The organism is Prosthecobacter vanneervenii (assembly GCF_014203095.1).
Classification (GTDB): Bacteria; Verrucomicrobiota; Verrucomicrobiia; order Verrucomicrobiales; family Verrucomicrobiaceae; genus Prosthecobacter; species Prosthecobacter vanneervenii.
The window spans coordinates 158546-183847 of sequence record NZ_JACHIG010000006.1 but is presented as its reverse complement, the minus strand read 5'-3'; the positions used below and the strand labels follow the sequence as shown (position 1 = coordinate 183847).

General features: G+C 59.1%; 20 protein-coding genes. 5 read left to right on the top strand and 15 right to left on the bottom strand.

The annotated features are described in order from the left end of the window. Nucleotides 1-41 precede the first annotated feature (41 nt). The 7 genes from HNQ65_RS15125 to HNQ65_RS15095 are packed head-to-tail and all read right to left on the bottom strand — an operon-like array spanning nt 42 to nt 6144. Complete coding sequence (locus HNQ65_RS15125; protein ID WP_184340413.1) at nt 42-923, bottom strand: ribokinase; 882 nt, start codon at nt 921-923, stop codon at nt 42-44. Further along, the gene (locus HNQ65_RS15120; protein WP_184340412.1) at nt 923-1918 is read right to left on the bottom strand and encodes a nucleoside hydrolase; all 996 of its coding nucleotides are present in this window, start codon (nt 1916-1918) and stop codon (nt 923-925) included. Before HNQ65_RS15120 ends, HNQ65_RS15125 begins: the two co-directional genes overlap by 1 nt. Further along, nucleotides 1915-2919 carry a nucleoside hydrolase gene (locus tag HNQ65_RS15115; protein ID WP_184340411.1) on the bottom strand — a complete coding sequence of 335 codons (1005 nt, stop codon included), beginning with the start codon at nt 2917-2919 and terminating at the stop codon, nt 1915-1917. Before HNQ65_RS15115 ends, HNQ65_RS15120 begins: the two co-directional genes overlap by 4 nt. Nucleotides 2920-2924: 5 nt before the next feature. Continuing rightward, entirely contained in the window at nt 2925-3848 is a 924-nt protein-coding gene (locus tag HNQ65_RS15110; protein ID WP_184340410.1) for an ABC transporter permease, read from the bottom strand. Nucleotides 3849-3850: 2 nt separating this feature from the next. Continuing rightward, on the bottom strand, nt 3851-4117 hold the full coding sequence (locus HNQ65_RS15105; protein ID WP_184340409.1) for a hypothetical protein: 267 nt from the start codon (nt 4115-4117) through the stop codon (nt 3851-3853). Between the two features lie 19 nt (nt 4118-4136). After that, nucleotides 4137-5072 (bottom strand): sugar ABC transporter substrate-binding protein, encoded by a 936-nt coding sequence (locus HNQ65_RS15100; protein ID WP_184340408.1) that lies wholly within the window; start codon nt 5070-5072, stop codon nt 4137-4139. Between the two features lie 52 nt (nt 5073-5124). After that, nucleotides 5125-6144: a LacI family DNA-binding transcriptional regulator gene (locus tag HNQ65_RS15095; RefSeq protein ID WP_184340407.1), complete on the bottom strand. Its 1020-nt coding sequence runs from the start codon at nt 6142-6144 to the stop codon at nt 5125-5127. 203 nt (nt 6145-6347) lie between these two features. On the opposite strand from HNQ65_RS15095, the gene HNQ65_RS15090 reads away from it, so the two are divergent. The 5 genes from HNQ65_RS15090 to modA are packed head-to-tail and all read left to right on the top strand — an operon-like array spanning nt 6348 to nt 14365. Next, on the top strand, nt 6348-6878 hold the full coding sequence (locus HNQ65_RS15090) for a sigma-70 family RNA polymerase sigma factor (RefSeq protein ID WP_184340406.1): 531 nt from the start codon (nt 6348-6350) through the stop codon (nt 6876-6878). Next, entirely contained in the window at nt 6875-8413 is a 1539-nt protein-coding gene (locus tag HNQ65_RS15085) for a LamG-like jellyroll fold domain-containing protein (RefSeq protein WP_184340405.1), read from the top strand. Before HNQ65_RS15090 ends, HNQ65_RS15085 begins: the two co-directional genes overlap by 4 nt. Further along, nucleotides 8410-11382, top strand: a complete 2973-nt coding sequence (locus HNQ65_RS15080) for a PSD1 and planctomycete cytochrome C domain-containing protein (RefSeq protein WP_184340404.1) — start codon at nt 8410-8412, stop codon at nt 11380-11382. The genes HNQ65_RS15085 and HNQ65_RS15080 overlap by 4 nt, the downstream gene beginning before the upstream one ends. Before the next feature lie 3 nt (nt 11383-11385). Then, nucleotides 11386-12810, top strand: coding sequence for a DUF1501 domain-containing protein (locus HNQ65_RS15075; protein WP_184340403.1), 1425 nt, complete (start codon nt 11386-11388; stop codon nt 12808-12810). Nucleotides 12811-12838: 28 nt separating this feature from the next. Beyond that, a complete protein-coding gene (gene modA, locus HNQ65_RS15070) occupies nt 12839-14365 on the top strand; it encodes a molybdate ABC transporter substrate-binding protein (protein ID WP_184340402.1) in 1527 nt (508 codons plus the stop codon). Nucleotides 14366-14555: 190 nt separating this feature from the next. On the opposite strand, the gene HNQ65_RS15065 is transcribed toward modA, so the two are convergent. The 8 genes from HNQ65_RS15065 to HNQ65_RS15030 form a co-directional block, all read right to left on the bottom strand. After that, complete coding sequence (locus tag HNQ65_RS15065; RefSeq protein ID WP_184340401.1) at nt 14556-15698, bottom strand: ribonuclease D; 1143 nt, start codon at nt 15696-15698, stop codon at nt 14556-14558. Then, nucleotides 15695-17158 carry a transcription termination factor Rho gene (gene rho / locus HNQ65_RS15060; protein WP_184340400.1) on the bottom strand — a complete coding sequence of 488 codons (1464 nt, stop codon included), beginning with the start codon at nt 17156-17158 and terminating at the stop codon, nt 15695-15697. Before rho ends, HNQ65_RS15065 begins: the two co-directional genes overlap by 4 nt. Next, entirely contained in the window at nt 17155-17757 is a 603-nt protein-coding gene (gene coaE / locus HNQ65_RS15055; protein ID WP_184340399.1) for a dephospho-CoA kinase, read from the bottom strand. Before coaE ends, rho begins: the two co-directional genes overlap by 4 nt. Nucleotides 17758-17866: 109 nt before the next feature. Beyond that, nucleotides 17867-20545 carry an Amuc_1098 family type IV pilus outer membrane protein gene (locus HNQ65_RS15050; protein WP_343076563.1) on the bottom strand — a complete coding sequence of 893 codons (2679 nt, stop codon included), beginning with the start codon at nt 20543-20545 and terminating at the stop codon, nt 17867-17869. Between the two features lie 102 nt (nt 20546-20647). Continuing rightward, entirely contained in the window at nt 20648-21643 is a 996-nt protein-coding gene (locus tag HNQ65_RS15045) for an Amuc_1099 family pilus-like system protein (RefSeq protein ID WP_184340398.1), read from the bottom strand. A 34-nt stretch (nt 21644-21677) separates the two neighbouring features. After that, nucleotides 21678-22658 (bottom strand): Amuc_1100 family pilus-like protein, encoded by a 981-nt coding sequence (locus tag HNQ65_RS15040; RefSeq protein WP_184340397.1) that lies wholly within the window; start codon nt 22656-22658, stop codon nt 21678-21680. A gap of 6 nt (nt 22659-22664) precedes the next feature. Next, the gene (locus tag HNQ65_RS15035) at nt 22665-24419 is read right to left on the bottom strand and encodes an Amuc_1101 family PilM-like pilus complex protein (RefSeq protein WP_184340396.1); all 1755 of its coding nucleotides are present in this window, start codon (nt 24417-24419) and stop codon (nt 22665-22667) included. Between the two features lie 52 nt (nt 24420-24471). Next, on the bottom strand, nt 24472-25098 hold the full coding sequence (locus HNQ65_RS15030; protein ID WP_184340395.1) for an Amuc_1102 family pilus-like protein: 627 nt from the start codon (nt 25096-25098) through the stop codon (nt 24472-24474). Between the last annotated feature and the right edge of the window lie 204 nt (nt 25099-25302).

Genomic DNA, 25302 nt, shown 5'->3' with positions numbered 1-25302 from the left:
CGTCTCGTGACATCCGCAGCAGGCAAGAGTGCCTGCATCACTCACCCCTGCACAAGCCCCTCGATCTCGTCCCTCGCTGGAATCGCCGGCTGCGCACCCGCCTTCAGCGTCGCCAGCGCACCAGCCGCATTCGCAAAGCGAATCGCATCTACTCTGCCCTCGCTGCTCGCCACGGCAAACGCCCCCGCAAACGTATCCCCCGCACCCACCGTATCCACCGGCGTCACCTTCGGCGGCGCGACCTCCGTCACGCCGTCCTCCGTGATGCTCAACGTGCTCTCCGCGCCACGCGTGATGATTAGATGACGGCACATCGCCTCGTTTAAATTTCGCCCCGGCGTGATCTTCGCCGCCTCCCCTTCATTCACTATCAGCACATCCACCGCAAACCGCGCAGCCAGATACTCCGCGCTCAGCGGCGAAGGATTCAAAATCACCCGCACACCCGCATCCCTCGCGATCTCAGCCGCTCGCTGCACCACCGCCAGCGGACACTCCAGTTGCAGCAGCAGCGCATCCGCACTGCGGATCAGCTCTGCATGCCGGTCAATGTCCTCCGGCGTGATTGCATGATTCGCCCCCGCATTCACGACGATGGAGTTTTCCCCAAGATCATCCACTGCAATGAAAGCCGAGCCCGTGGGCAGCGGCGAACGCAAAACGCCCGCCGTATCGATGCCATCACGCTGCAGATGCTCGATATAGCGCGCACCAAAATCATCCTGCCCCACGCAGCCGATCATGCTCACCAGGCCACCCGCACGCGCCGCAGCCACCGCCTGATTCGCCCCCTTGCCGCCAAAGCATGTCAGCATGCTGCTCGCTGCGAGGGTTTCTCCCGGCGCGGGAATGTGCGGCACACGCAGCGTGTGGTCCACATTCAGCGAGCCGACGACGACAATCCTGGGACGCTGCGTAGCCATCACTTCTTCGCGGGTGGAGGTTCCACACTGAGCTGCACGATAGCCTCGCGCACGCGCGCCGCTTGCTCCGGGCTCATCACCAGAAAGCGGTGATTGCCTTTGCCCTTTTTATTGGCGCGAAAAAGCGTGGCCGAATCATCTTCCACGATGACTGTCCCCGGCGGCGAAAGATCAAAGTAGCCACGCTCCGGCAGCACCGCATATAGCACCGATGTCGGGTCCCAAGTCGGGCGGTCATGCGGCGGCGGATTGTACAAATAATATGCCTCCTTCAGCGGATGGTGCGGGATGTATTCGAGATCCTGTTCGATCACCACATGCGGAAACGCCGCTGCCACACCGATCTCATACCCGCTCCACACCACCTGGGTAGGCCACTCCTTGGCCAGTTTCTGCGCCGCAGGCACATCCAGCTTCACGTTGTACTCCAGGTGCCGCGTGTCCCACTGCACCGTCTGAAACGCGCCCGCCATGATGCTCAGCACCTTCACCTTTTTCGCGACCAATTCTTTCCCGCCCGGTGAATCCAGCAGGCGGGACAGATTGGTAAAGAAGCCCACCTGCGCGATCACCACGCTGCCGTCCGGCTGCTTGGCCAGGATGTCCTTGATCAGGCCCACCGCCTCCGGCGCATCCGCACCACTCTTGAGATCATGCGGATATCGCAGGCTGCCATCAGCGTTCTTTTCGTCCGCCAGCAGGTTGAACTTCCCAGCCTCCTTTGCCGCTCCATCACGCACCACGCCGATCGGGATGTCCGGATAGCCATAAAGCGTGTTCACCGCATCCACAAACGCCGCCGCCTGCGGATGGTCTTTAGTGATCGTCACCGCCAGCAGTTCGCACGCACCGCGTTTTTGCAGATTGTGGATCATCGCCAGCGCCATCAGGTCATCGACATCGTTGCCCATGTCGGTGTCAAAGATGAGTTTGACCGGCGCCGCCTGGGACAGGCCGCAGAGCGCACAGAGGAATAGGGTGATGAGCTTTTTCATTTCTTGGGTGGTTGCACAGTGGTTTGAACGATGGCCTCCAGCATGCGTGCCTTCTGCACTGAGGTCAGGGTGAGAATATGGTCACGTCGGGCCACCTTCACAGATGGGCCCGGCGTCACAACTCGCGTGAAACCATCATCGCCCACTTTCACACGACCCGCAGCAGAGATGCCGAAAAACCCACGCTCAGGAAACACCGCCTGCAGCACACTGCTTTCGTCCCAGCACGGCCGGCGATGCAGAGGCCCGCTGTGCAGCAGATAGGCCTCTTTCACGATATGATGCGGCATGTAGCCAAAATCCAACGCAATTGAATCGCTTGGAAACGGCAGCGCCTCACCAATCTCATACCCGCTCCAGTACACCGGCACCTCATCCGGCCAGTCATTCGCCACCGTCTGCATGAAGCCGATGCCATTGATCACGTTCGCCTCCAGGTGGTAGTTCGTGTTGTTGCAGAACGCGAACGCTCCTGCCATGATCGACAGCATCTTCACCTTCTGCCGGATCAAAGCCGGCCCGTCCAGCGGCGAATGGGCATCCGCCTTCGATTTCAGCAGGTTCGCCATGTTCGAGGCAATGCCCACGCTGATGATCGAAACACTCCCGTCCGGCTGCTTCGCCAGCAGCTCGCGCAGCAGATCTACCGCCTCGCGTGCATCTTCATTCTTCTTCAAATTGTGCGGATAATCCGGCGAATCTGCCAGCTTCAGATACTTGCTCTCACGCTTCTGCGCCGTCGGATCACGCGTGACACCAATCGGCAGGTCCGGCCTTCCGTAAAACGTGTTCTGCGCATCCACAAAACTTGCCGTGAGCGGATTGTCCTTCGAGATCGTCACGCCGAGAAACTCACAGGCACCACGATCTGCCAGCGTGTGGCACATGGTCAGCGCCAGCACGTCGTCCACATCTCCGGTGATGTCCGTATCAAAGATGATGCGCGGCTTTTCAGCCAAAGCCGAGGCACCGAGAAGCATTAAAAAAACGAGTGGTCTCATGTCTGTTATTTCCTTCTCCAGGTATCCGCCAGCACAGCGGCCACGATGACCAACCCGGTCACCACACGCTTCACCGGCTCCGTCGCACCCACCTGAATCAATCCCGCCTCCAGCGTGGCGATGATGAGCACGCCCATGAAGCTCTTCACCACAGAGCCACGTCCACCCATCAGGCTCGTGCCACCCACGACCACTGCCGCGATGGCCCCCAGCTCAAAACCCGTGCCCGCATTCGGATCCGCCGAGCCCAGACGCGAACAGTTAAACACCGCCGCCAGTCCGGTCAGCGCCCCCAGCAGCGCATGCGCAAAGATGCGCGGCCGGTCCACCGGCAGCCCGGAAACCAGCGCCGCCTCACGGTTCGCGCCAATCGCAATCAAGTGCCGCCCCAGCGCCATTTGCGAGAGCATCACCTGCCCCGCCGCCACCACCAGCAGGCTGATCACAAACGCAGGTGAAATCACCATCCCGCCAAACGGCGCGCCCAGCGTCTCGATGTCCGCTCCGATGTACTTCGTCTGCGAATTCGTGGTCAGAAACGCCAGCCCGCGCGCGATCTCCAGCATGCCCAGCGAAACAATGAACGACGGCAGCCGCAGCTTCACGCTCACCGCACCCGTCGTGCCGCCCAGCACGGCTCCCACGCACACGCAGGCCGTCATCGCCAGCGTCAGCCCCCAGTGCAGATCCGCCATCAATACGCCCGCCACCGCCCCGCAAAAGCCCAGCAGCGATCCCACCGAGAGATCGATCCCGCCCGTCACCATCACCAGCGTCATTCCCGTGGCCACCAGCGCCAGCGCAGGGATGCGGTTCGCCACTGTCCCCAGCGTGCCCAGACTGAAGAAACTCTCCCGCAGCATGCCAAACAACCCGATCATTGCCGCCAGCACGCCCATGAGGATGAAGAAGTCGGTGAAGCGGCGCATTTTTAGTTTTGAGTTCCGGTTGGCAGCGGAGCATCAAGGTCAATACCACACGATCTAAGATGCTCCTTGTCGGCATCACTCAGTTCGCGACCGAGATTTTGAGCTAGGTCCTCCACCTTGGCACGAAAGCCGTGGATGAACGCAATGGACAAACCTAAAGCCGCTTTCTTGACCGCCGCACTCAGCAGCGGCTCATCGCCGATTCTTTTATCGACAATTCTCAGCAAGTCGCAAAGTCGATGTAGTTCTGATTCGTCTTCAGTGGTCATCAAGTTAGCCCCCCATCCATCACTTCGTCACGACATCCACCGGCGTCTGCTGATCCGCAGGAGTCGTCTTGCCCTTCAGAACCTTCAGTGCCGCCTCGATGCCAAACACCGCGAGCTGATCTCCATGCTGGTCGCACGTCGCCAGCACGCGACCATCCGCCAGCAGCGGCTTGAGCGCGGCGATGTTGTCAAAGCCCACGATCTGCACCTGCCCTGTCTTGCCCGCCGACTGCACCGCAGCCGCAGCGCCCAGCGCCATGTTGTCATTCGCACACAGCAGCGCCTTCACATTCGAATTCGCCGCCAGGATGCCCGCCGCGATGCCATTCGCCTTCTCCATCTCCCACTGACCGCTCTGCGAAGTCACGATCTTCATGCCGCCCGCGTTCATCGCATCTTCAAAGCCAGCCTTGCGCTGCTGTCCGTTGAAGGCCGTCGTCACGCCTTCGATGATCGCCACCTCGTCTCCCGCCTTGAGCTTCTTTGCCAGCACCTCCGCCACCGCCTTCGCACCCGCACGGTTGTCAGGCCCCACAAACGGCACGCTCAGGCCCGCCTGCTTCAGCGCGTCGGCGTCCAGCTTGTTGTCGATGTTAATGATGAGCACGCCCGCCGCCTTCGCGCGCTTCAGGACCGTCACCAGCGCCTTGGAGTCCGCCGGGGCAATCACGATGGCCTGCACTCCTTGCGACACCATCTGATCCACCAGCCCCACCTGCTCAGCGAGATCCGTCTCGTTCTTGATGCCGTTCACGGTCAGCTCGTAGTCCGCCGCATGCGCCGACTGGTGCTTCTTTGCGCCTTCGGCCATGGTTTGGAAAAACTCATTCGCCAGCGACTTCATCACCAGCGCCACCTTGGGTTTTCCTGTGGCAGTCGAACTGGCAGGCCCGCCCGCAGGCTTGCAGGAAATGAGCGCCAGGCTGGCGAGAAGAAGTGGAACAAGGCATTTCATGGCTGGAAAAGACGACTTTGCGCAAACGATTGTGCAGAAGGAATACTTTCGGTCAATCTTTCTTCTTGGGCCCGATGGACGCGCGCTCGATCAACCGCACCGGCAGCGTCGTCAGCGCCTTCCGGGATGGCTTTCCGCCTCGCTTGATCAGCTCGCACAGGCGGTCCACCGCCACTGTGCCCATGTCCTCCACCGGCTGCGCCAGAGTTGTCAGCGGCGGAGAGAGCAGCGAGGCCCAGGGCTGCTCATCAAAGGCGATCAGCGAGAGATCATTTGGGATCTCCAGCCCTCGTTCACGCACCGCCTCCAGCGCCCCCAGCGCAAGCTGATTGCTCAGCGCGAGAATCGCCGTGGGACGTGGCCGCGCGTCCAGCAGCTTCAGCGTGTGCTCCCGAGCGATGGCCAGCGAATGCTCCCCACCTGCCAGAAACCTCTTCTCAAACCGCAGCCCCGCTTCACTCAACCCGGCGCGATAGCCACGCACACGCTCGGCAATAACCGAGCTGTCCTCCCTCCCCTGCAGGCAAGCGATGCGCTTGTGCCCCAGCTTCACCAGCCTCCTCACAGCCTCACACGCTCCGGCAAAATTGTCAGCCACCACAGCAGCCGTCTTCAACGAGGTAAACACACGATCCACCTGCGTCAGCGGCAGCCCGGATGAAATGAGAGGTTTCAGGTGCGCGGACTCACCTCCCACTGGCGCAAGGATGAGCCCGTCAATCCGTCGATCCACCAGCATGCGGATGCACTCCGCCTCCACCTCCGCGGACTCCTGCGAATCAGCCAGCAACACCGTGTAGCCCTGCGCCCGTGCACGCCTCTCCACCGCCCGCGCCAGCGCAGCAAAGAACGGATTCGAGATGTCCGGAATCACCAGCCCCAGCGTGCGCGTGCTTTGCAGACGCAGGCTCCGCGCTAGCTCATCCGGACGCACCCCCATCGCCGCCGCTTCATCCAGAATGTGCTTCTGCGTCTCCTTCGCGATCCGAAACTCATCCCCCCGCCCCGCCATCACACGCGAAACCGTGCTGGCCGAAATACCAAGATGCTGGGCGAGAGATTTGAGATTCATGCGAACTCCGACACACTGGCAACAAACCGGCAGCGCCGCAACAACACCCGCTCACTCAACCGATTGTATACCTACGGAATACACAGAATACACGGAGCCAGTCCCTGACTTCTGATTTCCGTGCATTCCGTGTATTCCGTAGGCCGCTCCTCTGGTACAATTTTTGGCACTCCTCTCCTCCCCACCGGGAATACCTAGCGGCCATGTCAGATTCTCCATCCAGCACCGAGACCCTCGTCCTCCTGCTCACGCAGCATCAGGAGCCGTTGTTTCGCTATATCTTCAGCCTCGTCCCTCGCGAGGCGGATGCCCGCGACATCCTGCAGGAGACGAGCCTGGCGCTGTATCGCAAATTCGCCGAGTACGACCCCGCCCGCCCCTTTCTCCCCTGGGCCTACCGCTTCGCCTACCTTCAGGTGCAGAAGCACCGCGAGAAATCCTCACGCTCGCCGCTTCTCTTCAGCGAGGACGTCATGGACCTCCTCGCCAGCGAGCGCTCCCACATCGAGCCACAGCTCGATGAGCGCCTGCGCCTGCTGGATGCCTGCCTGCAAAAGCTAACCCCGCAGGATCAGGAGCTCGTCACCAGCCGCTACGCCCAGCGCCAGAGCGCGGAGGAAATGATGAGCCGCTTTTCCCTCAGTCGCCGGACCCTTTTCCGCAATCTCGAGCTGCTGCGCCAGCGCCTTCACGAGTGCGTCTCACGTCAGCTTCACACCGAGGGCCTCACATGAATCTCGAATCCCTCATCCACGCCGCCATCGATGGCGAGATCACACCCGAGCAGCAAGCGCAGCTCGAAGCCCTGCTGCGCTCCGACTGGCAGGCACGCCGCCTTTACCTGGAGCTCGTCGATCAGCATGCACGCCTGCTGCTGCAGCCCGCCGTCAATACTGGCCGCCTGCCAACAGCCACACCCAAAAAATCTCCGCCTCGCCGCTGGTGGCCCTCTCTCACCGCAGCCGCCGCAGCCATCGCCTGCGCCTTCCTCTTCTGGCCCCGCCACCCAGCGGAAACCGAGGCCACCTCCAACGGCGTCGCCATGCTCAGCCAGACCATGGCTGCAAAGTTTGCCACGGCACTCCGCAGCGGCGACACCCTCAAGCCCGGCACCGTCAAGCTCACCCAGGGCCTCGCCCAGATCGAGTTTTACAGCGGCGCCACCGCTTTGATCGAAGGCGCTGCCGAGATCGAAATCCTCTCCGCCTGGGAGGCACGCTGCCTCAGCGGTCGCGTGCGGGTACATGTGCCACCTGCTGCCAAAGGTTTCCTCATGCACGCCCCCGGCATGAAGCTCGAAGACCTCGGCACCGAGTTCGCCCTCAATGTGAAGGACAACACCAGCGCCGTGCATGTCTTCGAAGGCGAGGTCATCGCCCACACCGATGCTCAAACCTCCGCAAGCCTGAAGCAAGGCATGTCCCTTTCCTCAGCCAAAACCGCCAGCATCTCGCCCAAGGATTTCCTCTCCATCAATGAGCTTCACGGCCTCGTGCAAAAGCGCGACACACAGCGCTTTGATGAATGGCAGCAGTGGTCGCTCGAAACGCGCAAAGACCCGCGCCTCATCGCCTACTACACCTTCAAGCACTGGGAGGACGACCGTTGGGACCGCCTCGTCAATAACTTCACCGAACCCCGCCGCCCCAGCCGTGCTGGTGGCGCGGTCGGCGCCAGCTGGACCCAGGGTCGCTGGCAGAAAAAGGAAGCACTGGAATTCAAGCGCCCCGGCGACCGCGTGCGGCTCAACCTCGACGGCACCTACCACGCCCTCACCCTCGCCTGCTGGGTCAAGGTCGATTCCGTGGACAAAAAGTACAACTCTCTCCTCCTCACCGACGGCTACGATAACGGCGAGCCCCACTGGCAGATCTACGAGGACGGCAGCCTCATGTTCTCCATCATGTATCGCCCGGCAGAGGCCGCCAAGAGCGCGAAGTACAACCAGATGTACTTCAGCCGCCCCGTCTTCACTGCCGACAGCCTCGGCCGCTGGCACCATCTCGCTGTCACGTATGACAACACCAGCGGAGAGGTCATCCAGTACTTCGATGGCCAGGAAGTCGGACGCGAAATCTCCAAGCTCCACCAGCCCGGACGCGACATCGTATTCGGCCCTTGCGAGATCGGCAACTGGGGGCTGCCCACTCAGGGCCACCAGTTCCCCATCCGCAATCTCAACGGCGCCATCGACGAATTCGCCATCTACAGCGCCGCATTAAAGGCTTCTGAAGTCCGTAACCTCTACGACCACGGCAAACCCGAATGACCACCCGCCAAACCTTTTTCATAAGCCTGCTCCTGGCTGCATCTTCTCTCCATGCCGAGGATGCCGAGGCGCTCTTCGTGCGCCGCATCTGGCCGCTGTTTCAGGAAAAATGCCTCGCCTGCCACGGCAATGACGAAAAGAAGATAAAAGGCGGCTACGACATGCGCACGCAGGAGAGCGCCATGAAGGGCGGCGAGAGCGAAAAGAAATCCATCATTCCCGGCAGGCCTGAGGACAGCCCGCTCTACCTCGCCTCCACTCGTCAGCACGCCGACGACTGGGAGCCCATGCCCCCCAAGGAAGCCGACAAGCTCTATGCCGAGCAGTTGGGATGGATCAAAATCTGGATCGCTGAAGGTGCTCCGTGGCCTGACGAAACAAAACGTGCCGCCATCGCCAAAGCCAACGCCGAAAAATGGAGCGCCGAAGATGGCATCGTGGTGAAAACCTCTGGTGCTCTCTCCCCCGAATGGGCCAGCCGCCGCTACAAACCCGAAGGCCTCTGGGCCTACCAGCCAGTGAAAAAGCCCGCCGTGCCCGCTGGCCAGCATCCCATCGACTTCCTCCTCGCTGTCAAAGACCCCGCACCCGCCGCCGATCCACGCACCTTCATCCGCCGCGCCACCTTCGACCTCACCGGACTCCCTCCCACTCCCGAGGAAGTCGCCGCCTTCGAGCAAAGCTATAGCAAGGATCCAGCATCGAGCGTCCAGCATCTAGTCAACCGCCTGCTCGACTCCCCTCACTACGGCGAGCGCATGGCGCGTCACTGGCTCGATGTCACCCGCTACGCGGACAGCAGCGGCTTTGCCAACGACTACGAGCGCGGCAACGCCTGGCGCTACCGCGACTACGTCGTCCGCAGTTTCAATGCCGACAAGCCCTACGACCACTTCATCAAAGAACAAATCGCCGGAGACGAAATGCAGCAAAGTGATGCGGGCACTCCTGCCCGCAATTCAGTCGCCCCAGCGACAACTCCTGCCAGTGAAGGGAGCGCGGGCACTCTTGCCCGCAACTCTCTGCCCCGTAACGGGGGCATTCCTGCCCCCTCTCCGGCAAACTCCGAACTCCTCATCGCCACCGGCTTCCTCCGCATGGGCCCCTGGGAGCTCACCAGCATGGAGGTCGCCAAGATCGCCCGCCAGCGCTTCCTCGATGACGTCACCAACAGCGTCGGCGAGACCTTCCTCGCCCACTCGCTGCAGTGCGCCCGCTGCCACGATCACAAGTTCGACCCCGTGCCCACGCACGACTACTACGCCATCCAGGCCTGCTTTGGCACCACCCAGCTCGTCGAGCGCCCGGCCCCCTTCCTGCCCGTGGAAAACACCACCGGCTTTGAGGAGAAAAAATACCTGGAGTCACGCCGCGACGAGCACCTGGCCATGCTAGCCCGCCTTGACGAAAAGATGCTCGCAAATGCTTCAAAATGGTATGCCGAAAAGAATCTCGATCGCAGCGCCTGGGACAAAGCCGTGACATCCGCAAGCGCCTTCATCGCAGGCGGCGGCAAAATGAAGAAGGGCCGCAGCTTCACCGGCGTCTTTGAAACCGCACGCGCCGCCCTGCAAAAACAAAACGTTCCCGAGGATCAATACCCGCCCAAGCTCGTCGGCTTTGAGCCCGAGGATTACGGCAACGAGCGCGTGGCCCGCAAAGGCCTCGAACGCCTGAAGTGGGAGCTGGAACGCTACGAGCCCTTTGCCTTCAGCGTCTATGACGGCCTCACCCCTCAGGTCACCAGCATCAATCAGCCCATCCGCATGCCGCAGTCCCCCATGACCACTGGCGAGTTGGAAAAGACCGCCATCCTCAGCGGTGGCGATCCCTTCTCTCCACTCGCGGCCGTCAAACCCGGCGTGCTCTCAGTTCTCAACAGCATCGAATTCTCAGACGCCATCACCGGCCGCCGTACCGCGCTGGCAAACTGGATCGCCAGCAAGGACAATCCGCTCACCGCCCGCGTCATCGTCAATCGCCTCTGGCTCTGGCACTTCGGCCAGGCCATCGCGGGCAATCCGAACAACTTCGGCAGCACCGGCAAAAAGCCCACGCACCCTGCCCTGCTCGACTGGCTGGCCGCAACGCTGATGGAGAAAAACTGGTCCATCAAAGAGATGCACCGCATCATCATGACCAGCGCCACCTACCAGCGCAGCGCAAAGTTCGAAGGGAGCGCGGGCACTCCAGCCCGCTCTGCCGACAAGATTTCACCCCTCACTCGCGAAGAGGCTGAAAAAACCTACGCTGTCTTCAAGCCCCGCCGCCTCATGGCCGAGGAGCTGCGCGATGCCATGCTCAGCATCACCGGCGAGTTCAACCCCGCGCTCGGCGGCATCCCCAATCGCCCTGAAATCAATATCGAGGTGGCCATGCAGCCACGCCAGGTCATGGGCACCTTTGCCGCCGCCTGGGTGCCCAATGCTCTGCCTGCACAGCGCCACCGCCGCAGCCTCTACGCGCTCAAAATTCGCGGCGTTCGGGATCCTTTCATGGAGGTCTTCAATGAACCTGCCCCCGACTTCTCCTGCGAAGCCCGCGAGGTCTCCACCGTCACCCCCCAGGTCTTCAGCCTCTTCAATGGCCAGGCCAGCTACAGCCGCGCACTCGCACTCGCAAACCGCGTTCTGAAGGAAAAGACACCCGATGCTATCACCCGCATCTTCCAGCTCACCTATGGCCGCGCTCCATCCGCAGATGAAAAAAACGCCTGCACCGCTCACTGGCAGGCCATGGAAAAGAAACAAACCGGCCTCACCTTCCCCCAGTCATCCCCGCCGCTCACCGTGAAGCGAGACGCTGTGGAGGAAAACACCGGCGAGAAATTCAGCTTCCAGGAAAACCTGCCCGGCTACGCCGACTTCGTCCCCGACCTCCAGTCCGCCGATGTCGATGCCCGTACACGAGCACTCGCAGACGTCTGCCTCGTGCTGCTGAACTCCAACGAATTTGCCTACCTCTACTGAGCCATGAACCCTCACTTCTTCCCCTGTGCAGGATCACGCGCACTGCATGCCCCCACACGCCGCGAGTTTGTGTATGGCCTCGGCGCATCTCTCGGCAGCGTGGCGCTCACCTCACTGCTGGCATCTGAAGCTCAAGCCCCCCTCGCCCCCAAAGCCCAGCAGGTTCCTGCGAAGGCCAAGCGCTGCATCTTCCTTATGATGGAGGGCGGCCCCAGCCACATCGACACCTTCGATCCCAAACCCGCTCTCGAAAAACTCCACCTCAAAGAGTTCGTCCGCGAGGGAAAGCAGAAGTCCGCCATGGAAAGCGGCAAGCGCTACTACGTGAAGTCCCCCTTCAAGTTCGCCCAGCACGGCCACAGCGGCGCATGGATGAGCGAGCCCTGGAAACACCTCTCCACCGTCGCCGATGACCTCTGCTTCTTCCGTGGCTGCCAAGTGGATTCAGTCAACCACCCCACCGCCATGTATCAAATGAACTGCGGCAACCGCTTTGGCGGCGATCCCGCCATCGGTGCCTGGGTCACCTATGGCCTCGGCTCCGTGAATCAGGACCTCCCCGGCTTCGTCGTGCTTCCCGAAATCAGCTACCCGCAGGGCGGCAGCGCCAACTGGAGCAATGGCTACCTCCCAGCCCAGTTTCAGGGCACTCCGCTGCGCCCCAAAGGCTCCCCGATTCTCGATCTCCAGCCCCCACCCGGCATTTCCGCCGAGCACCAGCGCGCCAATCTCGACCTGCTCGCCCAGCTCAATACCAAGCACGCCGAGACCCACCCCTGGCACGATGAACTGCAGGCCCGCATGCACAATTACGAGCTCGCCTTCCGCATGCAGACTCAGGTGCCCGAGACTCTCGATCTCAGCAAGGAGGACGAAAAGACCAAAGCCATGTACGGAATCGGCAGCGGTGCCACCGATGCCTTTGGCCGCAAGTGCCTGCTCGCCCGCAAGCTCGTGGAAAAAGGCGTGCGCTTTGTCCAGCTCTACGCCGGCACCTGGGACAGCCACGACTACATCGAGCGCGCCCATGGCAATCTCATCCATCAGGTGGACCAGCCCATCGCCGCCCTCATCAAAGACCTCAAGCAGCGCGGCCTGCTGGACGACACCCTCATCGTCTGGTGCGGCGAATTCGGCCGCACCCCGGACAACGGCGTGCGCGGCGGCACCGCCTATGGCCGCGACCACAACCCCAAGGCCATGACCATCTGGCTCGCCGGGGGCGGCTGCAAAGCAGGCCACACCATCGGCAGCACGGATGATCGCGGCATGGAAGCTGTCGAGGAAGTGCACCATGTGCGCAATCTCCACATCACCCTCCTCCGCCTCCTCGGCCTGGACGACAACAAGCTCACCTTCTACCACGCAGGACGCTTCAAGCAGCTCAGCCAGTTCGGCGGCCAGGTGATTGAGAAATTGATCGCATAGCTTTCCTCTTCTGGCACGTTCCAGCATCATGCTGAAGAAACTGATCGTCGTTCTCTGCCTGGGGGCTGCCGCAGGTGCCGCCTGGGTCGCGCTGAAACCTTCCAAGACCAGCACCGCCCCCATCACCGTCTTCTGCGCTGCAGGCATGAAAAAGCCGGTCGAGGAAATCGCCGCTGCTTATCAAAAGGAAACCGGCATCGAGGTGCGCCTGCAGTTCGGCGGTACCGGCACACTGCTCAGCCAGCTCAAAATCGCCAAGCATGGCGACATCTTCATCGCCGCAGATGACGGCGCTCTGGCCGATGCCAAAAAACTCGGCGTCACCCGCGAGGAGTTCGTTCTGGTCAAACAGCAGCCTGTCGTCGCTGTGGCCAAGGGCAATCCGAAGCACATCGACAGCCTCGCCGCGCTGAAGACTCCCGAAATCAAAGTCGCCCTGGCCAATCCCGAGGCCGCCAGCATCGGCCGTGTGGTGAAAAAGATCCTCGGCCCCGAGTGGGACGCGCTCGCTGCCAAAGCCGCCGTGATGAAACCCACCGTCACTGAAATCGCCGCCGACCTCTCCCTCGGTGCCGTCGATGCCGCCATCGTGTGGGACTCGGTGGTGCCGCAGTTCAAAGGGCTGGAGGCCGTCATGCTGCCGGAGTTTTCCAAGCACACCGAATCCGGCACCGCCGCCGTGCTTTCCTTCAGCCAGCATCCAGCAGAGGCGTTGCGCTTTGCCCGCTACCTCACCGCTCCGGAGAAAGGTGCCGCCGTGTTTAAGAAGCAGGGCTTCAAGGCCGTGCCCGGAGACAAATGGGCCATGCGCCCCGACCTCATCCTCTACAGCGGCGGCGTGAACCGCCCCGCCATCGAAAAGCTCCTTCATGAGTTCGCCGCTCACGAGGGCATCACCATGACCACTGTCTTCAACGGCTGCGGCATCCTCTGCGCCGCCATGAAGACCATGGGAGACAGCGCTAATCCCAAGTATCCGGACGTCTATTACGCCTGCGATGTCTGTTTCGTCCCGCCTGTGGCCGAGCAGTTTCCCGAGGCCATCCTGCTCACCGAAGCCGAGATCGTCATCGCCGTTCCGAAGGGCAACCCCAAAGGCGTCCACACCCTCTCAGACCTCGCCCGCCCCGGCCTCCGCGTCGGCCTGTGCAATGCCGAGCAGTCCACCATCGGCTACCTCACCCGCTCCATCCTCAAGTCCATGAACCTCCTGGAAAGCGTCAGCAAAAACGCCTCGTCCCAGGTCCCCACCGCCGACTTCCTCGTCAATCAAATGCGCACCGGCTCACTCGATGCGGCCGTGGTGTACGGCATCAACATCAACAACGACAAAGAACACTTCGAAGCCATCCCCCTGCCTGCGGACAAATCCAAGGCCGTGCAGCCCTTCGCCGTTCGCAAAGACTCCCCCTACCGCCAGATGGGCCAGCGCCTGCTTGCCTTTCTACGAGAAAAGCGCACCAGCTTTGAAAACGTCGGCTTCGCCTGGAAAGGCGACACCACCCCGGTCAAAAGTGCGGACATCGTTCTACCAGCCTGGATGCAGCAGAAGTAGCGCTGCACTTTCAAAACAAAGACAGCACCGCAGATCACACGGGCCGCAGGTGTCATGCGTGGACACCCGCATTACTGGCCATCTGCCAGCCATCTGGCGGAGTGGGATCGTCCCGATCCCACATCACCCGGCGTCACCGCTGATCCGCAACCCCTCTGCAGATGCGAAAACAGGCCACCGAATCCTCTATCTACGCCTGCTCTACCGCACTCAACACCTGCTCCAGGCCCTGCGCCATCAGGTCGTGCTGCCAGCTCATCAGATGACTGGCAGGATCGCCATCAATGACGAGTTCCTCGATGGTGGCGCGCGATCCCAGCAGCGAGGCTTCGATCTCCAGTCCCTGCGCCACCTGTTCACGGTAGGCACACAGTTTGTCGATCTGCTCTCTCTGCGCATCGCTCAGGCGTCCCTTTGTCTTCTTGGCACGCTGGGGCCAGTCGGCGGGAGCAGAGGCCATGATCGCCACCACGATGTCAAAAAACTCCTTCTTCCAGCGCGGGCGCCAGCCGTTCGGCGGATTCAGCGACTGCCCAGCCTCAAACTGCTCGGCATAGGCCACCATCTGCTTGTTGGACATGATCTTGAAACAGGGCGTGTCACGCTCACGGGCGATGCCCTCGCGCCATTCCCACATGGCCTTCAGAATCGCCAGACCTTTGGGATGCAATCTGCCACACCCCTGCACACGCCAGGGATCTTCACGCGAGATCTTTTCTCTCGCAGCCACATCTTCCTGCAGGGAGCGGCAGCTTTCGTGAAACCATTCTTCCCGGCCCTTGGCCTTGAGCTCAGCCACAAATTTGTCCGCGATCGGCAGCAGATAGCGCACGTCATCCACCGCATACGAAAGCATGTTTGGCGGCAGTGGGCGGCGGCTCCAGTCAGCCTTCTGCGAGGCTTTGCAAAGATCCAGATCAAAAGCGTTTTTCACCAGCGCAGCCAGCCCAAACTGCCTCGCGCCCAGCAGACGTGCCGCGATCTGCGTGTCCCGGATCACCCGCGGGCTCCAGTCGTAAGTCCGCCTCAGCATCGTCAGGTCGTAGTCTGCTCCATGGAACCACAGCTCATGCGCATCCAGCAGTTCCAGCAGGGGGGAAACATCAGAGATGGCCAGCGGATCCACCAGCGCGTACTTGCCCGCGCAGTTCACCTGCAGCAGGCACAGCTTCTCATGGTAATGATGCAGACTGTCCGCCTCGGTGTCGAGGCAGCAGCGTTTGTCAGGGCTTTCTGCCAGCCAGAGGCGCATCTGGCCGATCCACTTCTCGAGATGAGCTGGAGTGTCGATGAACTCGTAGTCCGGCGCCTGGGTTGATCCTTCCTCGTTCATTTCAGTCCCAGCAGAAGGATTTCAGCATTGTTGCTGGTGCGATTAATGTTTCGGATCAGCATCTCAAGTGCCTCCACAGCTGGCACAGCGGCCAGCTGCTTCCTCACCTGGGTCACACGGCGGAATTCATCCGGATGGTAGAGCAGGTCGTCACGCCGTGTGCCGGACTTCAGCAGATGCAGCGCCGGGAAGATGCGGCGCTCGGAGATTTCGCGATCCAGGGTGGCCTCCATGTTGCCCGTGCCTTTGAATTCCTCAAAGATCACGTCATCCATGCGGTTCTCCGTTTCGATCAAGGCCGTGGCGATGATCGTCAGGCTTCCTCCTTCATCCACATTGCGGGCGGACCCGAAAAACTTGCGCGGCTTCTGCAGCGCCTTGACGCCCACACCACCGGAACCCGTGCGGTCCTTGCCGCCGTTCAGCGCATTGTAGCCACGGGCCAGTCGCGTGATGCTGTCCAGCAGAATCACCACATCCTTCTTCAGCTCCACCAGTCTGCAGGCGCGCTCACGCACGATCTCCGCCACCTGGCTGTGCCTCTTCGGACCTTCATCAAAGGTCGAGCTGTAAATCTCGCAGCCCTGCACGGTTTCCTCAAAATCCGTCACTTCCTCTGGCCGCTCGTCCAGAAGCAGCACGATGAGCGTGATCTCCTTGTGATTTTGCGTGATGGAACGGGCGATGTCCTTCAGGATCACCGTCTTGCCAGAGCGTGGCGGTGCGCAGATCAAACCGCGCTGGCCTTTGCCCAGCGGGGCCACCAAGTCCAGAATGCGGGAGCTGACAGCGCAGGGCTTTGGAGTTTCCAAAATGATGCGCTTGTTCGGGAAAGTGGCTGTGAGCTTGTCAAACTCCACCGGCGTCTCCCACTGCTCAATAGGCACGCCTTCCACTTCCGTGATGCGGTCGATCGCGATGTACTTGTCACGATCCTTTGGGGCCTTGGCCTGGCCGGCGATCCTCTGGCTGGCGCGCAGGTTAAACTTTCTGACCAGGAAAAGCGGCACAAACACGTCTTCCGGCAGAGGCGCAAAGCTGTATTTCGGGTAGCGGATCAGCGCGTAGTTGTCGGTGCCGATTTCCAGCACACCCTCTACCTTCAGCCGGGTCTTGTGCTCGGCCATCCAGGAGCACAGGTCATAAATGAGCTGGTGCTTGCTGCGGCTTGCGTTCAGGCGGAAGCCCACCTTGTCCGCCAGTTCCAGAAGCTCCCCCAAGGATGCATCCTGCAGTTCGTTGATGGAAATTTCCTCCGGGAATGGCGGCTGTGCTCCTTCCGGTTTCTGCACCTCTGCGGGCTTTTCGACCGCTTCAGCAACGGCCGTCGTAGCAGCCTCCGGGCTCTGAGTCTCAGTAGATGCCACAGGAGCACTGTCCGTGGAAAGTGGAGCCTCCGATGAGGGAGTGGCTGTCGGGGAGGCCACCGTGGAGGGGGATTCGGGAGTTTGATCGTTCATGCTTGCAAGAGTGGACTTGCCAGCGTCAGCACCTGGGCTTCAAGAGAGGCCAGCGCACCATCATTCCAAATGACAGCGTCTGCTCTTTCAACCTTGGCTTCGATGGGCCATTGGGCCTCCAGGAACTTATGAACGGTCTGTTCGTCGAGCCCCCGGGTTTCCATCATCCGCCTGACCTGTATCGACCGGCTGGAAGCCACCACGATGACAAGGTCTGCTGAAACTGTACCTCCAATCTCATAGTGGAGGGGGACTTCCGCAAGGAAAAGATTTGCCCCCACCTTCTCAGCACCCACACGGGCCGCCTCAAGCGCTTCCAGCACCACCGGGTGCAAAATAGCCTCTAACTTCTTACGCGACTCAGAATTCGGCAGCACTACTTCCCTCAGCCACTGCCGGTTAGCGCCACCGGAAGTGGACAGCGCTTGGGATCCAAACACTCCCGCAAGTTCTTTGAGAGTAGCCGCACTCCTCAGGGCTTCCGCCACTGCTAAATCGGCGGAAAACAGCACAGCCGCTTCCGAAAACTGCTGCATCAGCAGTTTCGTCACCGTGCTTTTGCCACACCCAGCCCCACCTGTAATCACCCAAGACTTCATCGTATTTGGTCAAAATCTTTCATTTTCCGCCATCCTAAAACAAATCAGGCAGGACGCATGATGCATCCTGCCTGAAATTTGTTTAAGTAAGCCTAACAGCGAAGGCTGATTAGTTTACTGGACCCGAAACTGGGGGCAGCAGAGCATTACCACCGCTAGCAGCCGCAGCAGCATCAGCACCGCCACTGGCTTGACTGTTGACCGGCTTGATGCGCTGACCAGCAGGATCGATCAGATGAGCGGTCACGAAGATCATCAGGTTGCGCTTGTAATGCTGTTCAGCTTCACTCTTGAACAGACGGCCCACGATCGGGAGATCACCAAGAATTGGCAGTTTGTCCTGCACATCCTGCACGTCCTCACGCATCAGGCCGCCAAGGGCAACCGTCTGGCCGTCCCAGATGGAAACACCAGTGGTCACTTTACGCACCGAGAACACGGGCTGATTGATGATGTTCGGGGTGATCAGACGTTCTGGCTGCTGCAGGGGGACGTAGCCCTGAACTGCTGTCTGGTTGCCCAGTGCGTCAGTGACGATGGAGATAACGCTCAGCACCGACTGACTGGACGGAGAGAGAATCGGCGAGCCGTAGTTGATGAAGCCGTCAAACTCAACCACTTCAGGGGCGAGGGTAAGTTCAATCGTGTTGCCATCAGCGCCGACAGTCGGTTCAGCTTCAAGACGAACACCGGTCTGGCGCATTTCGAAAGCTGTGGGAGTCGTTGGAGTTGCGATCTGGTTACCGCCACCGCCACCACCAAGGTTCAGACCACCGTTGCCTTGGGGAAGACGAGGAGGATCAAATTCGGTAGGATAGATGAATTCGCGAGTCACTTCCATCGTAGCACGAGTACCGCTCTTGGTTGTCACGCTTGGGGCGCTCATGAGGTCCACACCCTTTTTCTGGCTGAGACCGCGCATCACCGTCTGGAATTGGGGATCAGAGAAGATGCCAGCTGTGGAGAAGATGCCAGGAGCCACAGATGTAGTTCCTGTGGTGGAACCCGTGGTCAGCAGATTATCAATGCTGCTGTTATTAACAGCATAACCACCACTGCGATTTCCGGAGGTCATAGGACCACCACCGTAAGGGAATGTCGGAGTTCCCGTGGGGTTAGCCGCTGTAATAGTAGCTGGATTAACAGCTCCTGTTGGAATCAAACCAGCGAAGGCACCAGCGACAGGGATATTTGGAAAAACCTGCGTTCCACCAACATTGTAACCAGGTTGCACCAAATTGGAAGCAAACGGATAATTAGCTGAGTTGTAAGCGTTTCCGTTGCCAGTAGTACCACCGCCGAGAAAGACGTTGCCAGCTCCATAAGCACCAAGCAGCCAGTCGAAGCCCAGCTCTTCTGTGTTCTTCTGGGTGATTTCAACGAACTTGGAAGTGATCACGACCATCTTGGGCGCCGATTTAGTGATGGACTCCACATAGGCTTCCACTAGGTCAAGGTTCGGCTGTGTGTTCCTGACAACGAGCTGCGATGTCGCAGGATTGTAGCTGGCAGAAGAGCCCTCAGGGAAGTTGATGCCTGCAGCTTCGAGAATCTGCTTGGCCGTTCTTCTGGCGATCAAGCCACTGCCACCAGCACCACCACCGCCGCCACCACCTGCTGCAAAAGGATCAGCAGCGGGAGCAGCCGGGGCAGCGGCACCAGCGTCGCCACCACCGTTGCTAAGGAAGTCCGGTGGCACACGATAGCTGCGAGTATATTGCTCGCTGGCATTTTCAGAAAGCGGCACCACGAGCACAGCGTGAGCTTCCACCTTGTACTTCATCTGCGCCAGTTCGGTGACATAACGAAGAGCTTCAGACATTGGCACGTCCTTGAGGTCAAGGCTGATGGACGCATTGCTCGGGGCTTCTCCTTGGCGAAGGATGATGTTCACACCTTTGACGCCGCCAGCCTCAGTAAACGTATCCAGGTCACGGCTCTTGACACGAAGGAACTCGATCGCTTCGTCGATTGTCGCATTGTCAAACTTGACGCTTGGGAACACGATTTTGTTCATCTTCTCAGTCAGGTAGGCACCTGGGCTGCGTCCCACGCCGTAATCAAAAGCAACTGCTGCCCCCTGCACTGGCACCTTGTCCTCCCAAGCTTCGGCAACCTGAGAAAGCATTTTGGCACGCTGATGATCATAAGCCGACTTGAAGTATTCTTGGCGCTTGCGCTCGGCGTTTTCCATACCACGGCGTGCAGCGCTGTTGTATGGGTCCACGCGGATCACATCCTGATATTGGGAAATCGCCGCATCATAGTTGCCGATCTCCACAGAGCTGTTTGCAAGGAGGAGGCCTGCTTGGACTTTGCCCACGTTGGTCACATGTTCTGCAGTGAGAGCCGGCGGCCAGCGGTCTGGGTCGTCCAGTTGTTTGGCAAAGGCTGCCGCAGCTTTGTGCCCTGGCACGGCTTTGATTGCTCCGTCCAGAAGCTCTCTTGCCGCCTTGTAATCCCCTGCTTTGGCGCGTTCTTGCGCCACAGTGACACTGCAATCAGCATACTTAAGCTGCGCAAGATCCAGCCAGTCGCGGGTGAGCGGAGCATTCGGAAGACTTTCGATGGCGGCTTTGTATGAGCCCAAGGCACCTTCGTAATCTGCCCCACTGAAGAGCTTGTCGCCACGATCCATGGCTGTGCGGGCGTCTTCGATGCGGGCATACCTGCGGGCAATTTCTCGATTAGCCATTCCGGAGACTGAGCTTTGCGCCATGATCGGCGAAGCGCCCGCAGAAAGGACGAGGAGGGAAAGGTTAAAGACCAGACGAGAGTGGTGGGTCATAGGGCAAACTGACAATATTTTGTGGTAAAAAAGGATTACTAACAGATGTGGGCAAACTTTGGCGAGTTAATTCTTCATCCATTCAAAAAAAGCGGAGGGTGATTATCCTTGCTTCACTTCAATGGTCTCCTTGGTCGGTTTGCCATCAGATCCCACGGGGGAGATGATGGCCTTGGTTTCCTCCAATTTGTGAATATAGTAGGTTTTACCAAGCCCTGGAAGTTGGAAGGTTCCGCCCTCTTTGATGCCTGGAATCACGTGACGCTTCAGGTAATTGAACATGAACTCGGCTTCATACTCAGCCAGGTTCACTTCTTTGCCCTGCACCATTTCAAATTCCTTCTGGGTGGCTGAGTCGTGGACCTTGATGATGTAAATCTCCTGCGGCCCAAGAGTAGGATTATCTCTGACCTCTTTCCGGCTGGAAAGGATCTTAAAGCGCAGCGTTCCTTTATCGAACCCAAACTCTTCGTTCAGCGGCTTGAAAACACTGGCCTTGCTAGGGACGAGACGCTGCACTTGGAAGGTTCCATCGCTTCCGCCCTTCAGCAGGATGATGTAATCATGGCTGATGCGCTTGCCCAAGGCCAGCTTGTCAGTAAATGGAGGCATTGAGGTTGCATCCCGCGGATCCGTGTTGGCCTTGAACTCTTCCAGGTTGGAAAAGCCGTCGCTGTCCGCATCCAAATCCCCGACGTTGGGAGAAAAAATATTCGGCAGCTGCTTTTCCGGAGGATTCTTGGTCTGGTCTCCCACAAGAAAAAGGTTCGTCATGGGCTCTCTCAGCTTTGGCTCAGGAAGAAGCAGGTCAAACAACTTGCCTTCTTTCATCACCAACAGCACGGATTTATTCAGCGGTGCCCCCTTGCCGTTGCGCACCGGAGAAACCCAAAGATATCTCTTTTTCAAGGTCTCGATGGCATCAGCCACCTTTTGCTTGTCCGGAGCGTTCAAATCGTTTCTTGGAGCCGCCTGCTGCAAGGCGATGCTCTCTTCAAAACCTTGAGATTCGAAGATCAAAAAAACGGCCACTCCGATCGCGATGATGGAGGAGATGACCAAGATGGTTTTTTCGTAGTTTCCCTGTCTGTTCTGCATGATGCTGTTAGGCTGCGGATTTTAAAATTGAGGATCAACGTCCAGCAGGAATCTGAGCTGCCACCCCTTTGGCGGCGTCCAAAAATTTTACCAAGTCAATTTCCATCCTGACTTTCAGAAGCTCATTGCCAAAAACAGGAATGGTGTCGATTGGAGCAGGAGCAGGAGGGCGTATTTCGTCTGAGGCCACTTCCTCGCTTGCAGCGGCAGCCTGCCCACCCCCCATTTTGGGACCATTGGTAGCCGGCAGTCGCACTGAAGAGCGCAAAGGCCCCTCCTGAAGCTGGTTCTCGATACGCAGCTGACGCACACTGGTGAAAAATGGCATTTCAGTAGTGGCCAGTCGGCTAACCAGGAGCTGAAGAGCACCCTGATCAAGAGTCAGAATCAGAGAGATTTGCCTCTTCTCCAAGATCTCCGCCGCCCCCTGCCTCTGAGCCGCCGCACCTCCCGCTGGTGCATTGGCTGCAGCTTTGGCTTCCAGCGCCAGCTTTGAACGCTCAAGCAAGTCAAGAGACTGCACATTGCACTTCAGCAGCATTTTCACCAGTTCGTCCATCGCGTCCAGATAGCCGGAAAGCTCAGTGGCCGCCGCCGCAGAAGTCGGCAGACTGGAGGTGTACTCGTCAAATCCGAAGGCGAAATCAGCAGGAAGCTGCATCTTTGATTGGGCAGCTGTCCGGATCTCCGAAATCTTCGTCTTCAGCTTTGCCTGAAACTCAATGTCCTTCATGGGCTCGACCTTCGGCTGAAGAATCAAAAGCGCGGCTCCAAGCTTGTTCACATCAGCCGCATACTCATCCACCATCTGCTTTTTGGCCTGCAGATTGGCATCGGTAGGTGCCAGACGAGCCCCTTTGAGAGCCGCCATCTGATTGCCTAGACCAATGTATCCTTCCTTCGTTTCTTCGTAGCTGCTCCAGGAGTCATACAGCAGGTAGCCAAGCGCCAGCGTGCCGACGAGAATGACGCCAAGAATGGCCGCCAGAGGTTTGTTTTCACGTATCCAGTCCATGGTTCTTTATTTAAATTGCAGGGGCTTGCGCAGAGGCATTTTGATTTCGAAGCTGTAAGCGTAGCGTGCTTCATCCACACCGCTGTCCACCTTCACATATTTATCGCGTTTGGTTTCAAAGTCCGGCATGTCAAAGGAGTCCATTTTCGCCAGCTTGGCGGCAAAATCGTAAACCACCTTTTGCTCGCCTTCATTGTTCTTGCGGTAGAGACCGCGCACACGGAGGGAATAAGCCGGAGCCGCCGGAGCACCCGCCTTGCTGCTGCTCGAGTCAGATTTGGTTGAATCATTATCGTTGTTAGCCCAGAGCGGCGCAGTGATGGGCTTGTCATCTTTGAGCACCTCCACCACCGGCAGCCAGATAAGATCATTATCAAACTGCTGGTTGAGGTCATTCAGCAGGCGCACCCACCAGGAGCGATCCGTTACAGCCTGCTCCAGCTGCATGCTCCGCCCCTTCAATTCCTCCTGCCGCGCATCCAGCTGTCGGATCCCGTCCGAAAGCGAACTCAGCGTGGAAAATTCTCTCTGCATCGCAGCTGTGCGCTCCTTGATGACATCGTTGGCACTGTTAAACCAGTAAATCGACGCTCCCAAAGCACCCATCAGGCAGAGCCCGGCAAGGATCAACGCAGGCGCACGGCGTGCGGCATCGCGTGCAGAGGCCAGAGCATCTGGAACCAGCTCGATTTCACATGGACAGCCGCTCATGCCACGCAGCGCGAGGCCCACAAGCTCTCCCAATGCAGGAGCGTCAATCTGCGCTGCATCCGCACTCACGGCACGGTCGGTCTGCACCCCTCTCAGGCCGTTGAAAACTTCCACCGGCAGCTTGAGCTTTTCAGTGAAAAACTCCGCCACATATCCGGTTGCCGACCCACCGCCAGCGAGGAAAACCCGTTTCGGAGCACTCCCGCCCTGCTGGCTGCGGTAGAAGGTGATCGTGCGCATGATTTCAGAGTGCAGGCGTGTCATGGAGTTGCGCATGACCTTGGACATGGCGTTCACGCCTTCGTCCGGATGATCCTCCACAGCTCCACCAAGGGCCACAAAGCCCTGAGAGCGCTTCTGCTGTTCAGCTTCAGCAAACGACACGCCAAACTCCTTGGCAATGGCATTGGTCACAGCCGCTCCACCGACAAGCAGATTACGGGTGAAAAACCGGTCGCCTTCAATGAACACAAGGTTGGTGGATCTTGCACCCATGTCCACCACGAGCACAGGCTCATCGACATCAGGATAGCTGTAGCGGAAGGCGTTGTAGAGCGCCAGAGGCCCGACATCCATGCCCACGACCTTCACACCACTTGCGCTTACCTCCTGATACATCTCATTCAGAGGCTCACGCTTCATGGCGGCCAGCACCACTTCGACCTCGCCTACATCAGATTTGGTGACCACTTCGTAGTCCCAGGAGACTTCGTCCAGCTGCCACGGCACGTTCTGGCGAGCCTCAAACTCCACAATCTGAGAGAGCTTGTCATTGGAAACCGGAGGCAGCTTCACAAAACGGCTGAAAACCGGGTGTCCTGGCACGGAGCACCAGGCTTTCTGCCCTTTGATTTTCAGCTTAGTGGCAAGCTCTGCCAGAGCCGTTTTCATCTGAGACAGACGGCTGACATCCACCGAAGGATCTCCGTCAAGCTCAGTAATTTCATAGCGTTTGAGGATTAGATCCCCACCTGGCGTCTTGCCAAAGACGGCTCCACTGACACGTTGGGAGCCGAGGCTAACGACTGCGATGCTGTTTGGGTCTGCCATGCTGTAAAAGGGGAAATTTGCTGATCAAATCTGAGCTGATTGAGGGCAAGGATTACTTGCTTTGGACAGGCACGTCGTAATCGCCATACACGTAGGCAAAGGGAGTCTGCGTCTTGTTCAGGAGCATGCCCGACATGATGGCAAACGCATCTTTGTTTTCCCACCACGCTGTTTTGCCAACGCTGGACTTTGCCGCGATCACTTTGCCGTCCACCACAAACTCAACACCCCAGCCCTGAATGTCCGTCGATGCTGTCACTGTATCCTTTTGGAAAATGGATTTCAGTGAAGCTGGGGAAATGTAGGCGAGCGCGTGGCAGGGCTGGTCAGCGGGGATTTCGATCAAGTTCAACGTTCCAGTGACCACTTCACGCTTGTTCTCTTTCGACATGTGCTGCAGCGCCACGTAAATGTTGAGCTGCATCCCTCCAAAGGTGCCCTTTCTGCCGCCAGCTTCCTCAGGAAGCTTGATGTCAAATTCCACGTCCAGCTCGATCCAGTTCTTCGGCTCCCAGCGCTTCATCTTGATGTTGCTCACATTGAACTGGGGAGTCGGCTGCTCCTCGACCACCACATTTTTAATCCTCAGCTTGACCTTGTCGGCGTTGCTGCTGGGGGCCTGAGCCTGGACTGAGCAGGTGAACAGAAGGGAAGCAAGAATCAAGCTGAAGGATTTCATGGCTGGGGGCTGGTGGTTCCGGGAATTTAAAAGTTTTATCAGCAAAACACCCTGCGCATCAAGCAGTGATTCGCAGAAAGTCGCGAAAATGCTCCGCCCTAGAGCAGATTTGCCTCTCAAAAGGCGCAGACAGTATCTTTTTGTGCTTCATCAAGCTGGAATTGAGCAGAGGAAAAAACAATCAGTCTGATGCCTCGGGCACAT

Coding starts and splice junctions, on each gene's coding strand:
- HNQ65_RS15125 (WP_184340413.1), bottom strand. CDS start 923: ATGGCTACGCAGCGTCCCAGGATTGTCGTCGTCGGCTCGCTGAATGTG.
- HNQ65_RS15120 (WP_184340412.1), bottom strand. CDS start 1,918: ATGAAAAAGCTCATCACCCTATTCCTCTGTGCGCTCTGCGGCCTGTCC.
- HNQ65_RS15115 (WP_184340411.1), bottom strand. CDS start 2,919: ATGAGACCACTCGTTTTTTTAATGCTTCTCGGTGCCTCGGCTTTGGCT.
- HNQ65_RS15110 (WP_184340410.1), bottom strand. CDS start 3,848: ATGCGCCGCTTCACCGACTTCTTCATCCTCATGGGCGTGCTGGCGGCA.
- HNQ65_RS15105 (WP_184340409.1), bottom strand. CDS start 4,117: ATGACCACTGAAGACGAATCAGAACTACATCGACTTTGCGACTTGCTG.
- HNQ65_RS15100 (WP_184340408.1), bottom strand. CDS start 5,072: ATGAAATGCCTTGTTCCACTTCTTCTCGCCAGCCTGGCGCTCATTTCC.
- HNQ65_RS15095 (WP_184340407.1), bottom strand. CDS start 6,144: ATGAATCTCAAATCTCTCGCCCAGCATCTTGGTATTTCGGCCAGCACG.
- HNQ65_RS15090 (WP_184340406.1), top strand. CDS start 6,348: ATGTCAGATTCTCCATCCAGCACCGAGACCCTCGTCCTCCTGCTCACG.
- HNQ65_RS15085 (WP_184340405.1), top strand. CDS start 6,875: ATGAATCTCGAATCCCTCATCCACGCCGCCATCGATGGCGAGATCACA.
- HNQ65_RS15080 (WP_184340404.1), top strand. CDS start 8,410: ATGACCACCCGCCAAACCTTTTTCATAAGCCTGCTCCTGGCTGCATCT.
- HNQ65_RS15075 (WP_184340403.1), top strand. CDS start 11,386: ATGAACCCTCACTTCTTCCCCTGTGCAGGATCACGCGCACTGCATGCC.
- modA (WP_184340402.1), top strand. CDS start 12,839: ATGCTGAAGAAACTGATCGTCGTTCTCTGCCTGGGGGCTGCCGCAGGT.
- HNQ65_RS15065 (WP_184340401.1), bottom strand. CDS start 15,698: ATGAACGAGGAAGGATCAACCCAGGCGCCGGACTACGAGTTCATCGAC.
- rho (WP_184340400.1), bottom strand. CDS start 17,158: ATGAACGATCAAACTCCCGAATCCCCCTCCACGGTGGCCTCCCCGACA.
- coaE (WP_184340399.1), bottom strand. CDS start 17,757: ATGAAGTCTTGGGTGATTACAGGTGGGGCTGGGTGTGGCAAAAGCACG.
- HNQ65_RS15050 (WP_343076563.1), bottom strand. CDS start 20,545: ATGACCCACCACTCTCGTCTGGTCTTTAACCTTTCCCTCCTCGTCCTT.
- HNQ65_RS15045 (WP_184340398.1), bottom strand. CDS start 21,643: ATGCAGAACAGACAGGGAAACTACGAAAAAACCATCTTGGTCATCTCC.
- HNQ65_RS15040 (WP_184340397.1), bottom strand. CDS start 22,658: ATGGACTGGATACGTGAAAACAAACCTCTGGCGGCCATTCTTGGCGTC.
- HNQ65_RS15035 (WP_184340396.1), bottom strand. CDS start 24,419: ATGGCAGACCCAAACAGCATCGCAGTCGTTAGCCTCGGCTCCCAACGT.
- HNQ65_RS15030 (WP_184340395.1), bottom strand. CDS start 25,098: ATGAAATCCTTCAGCTTGATTCTTGCTTCCCTTCTGTTCACCTGCTCA.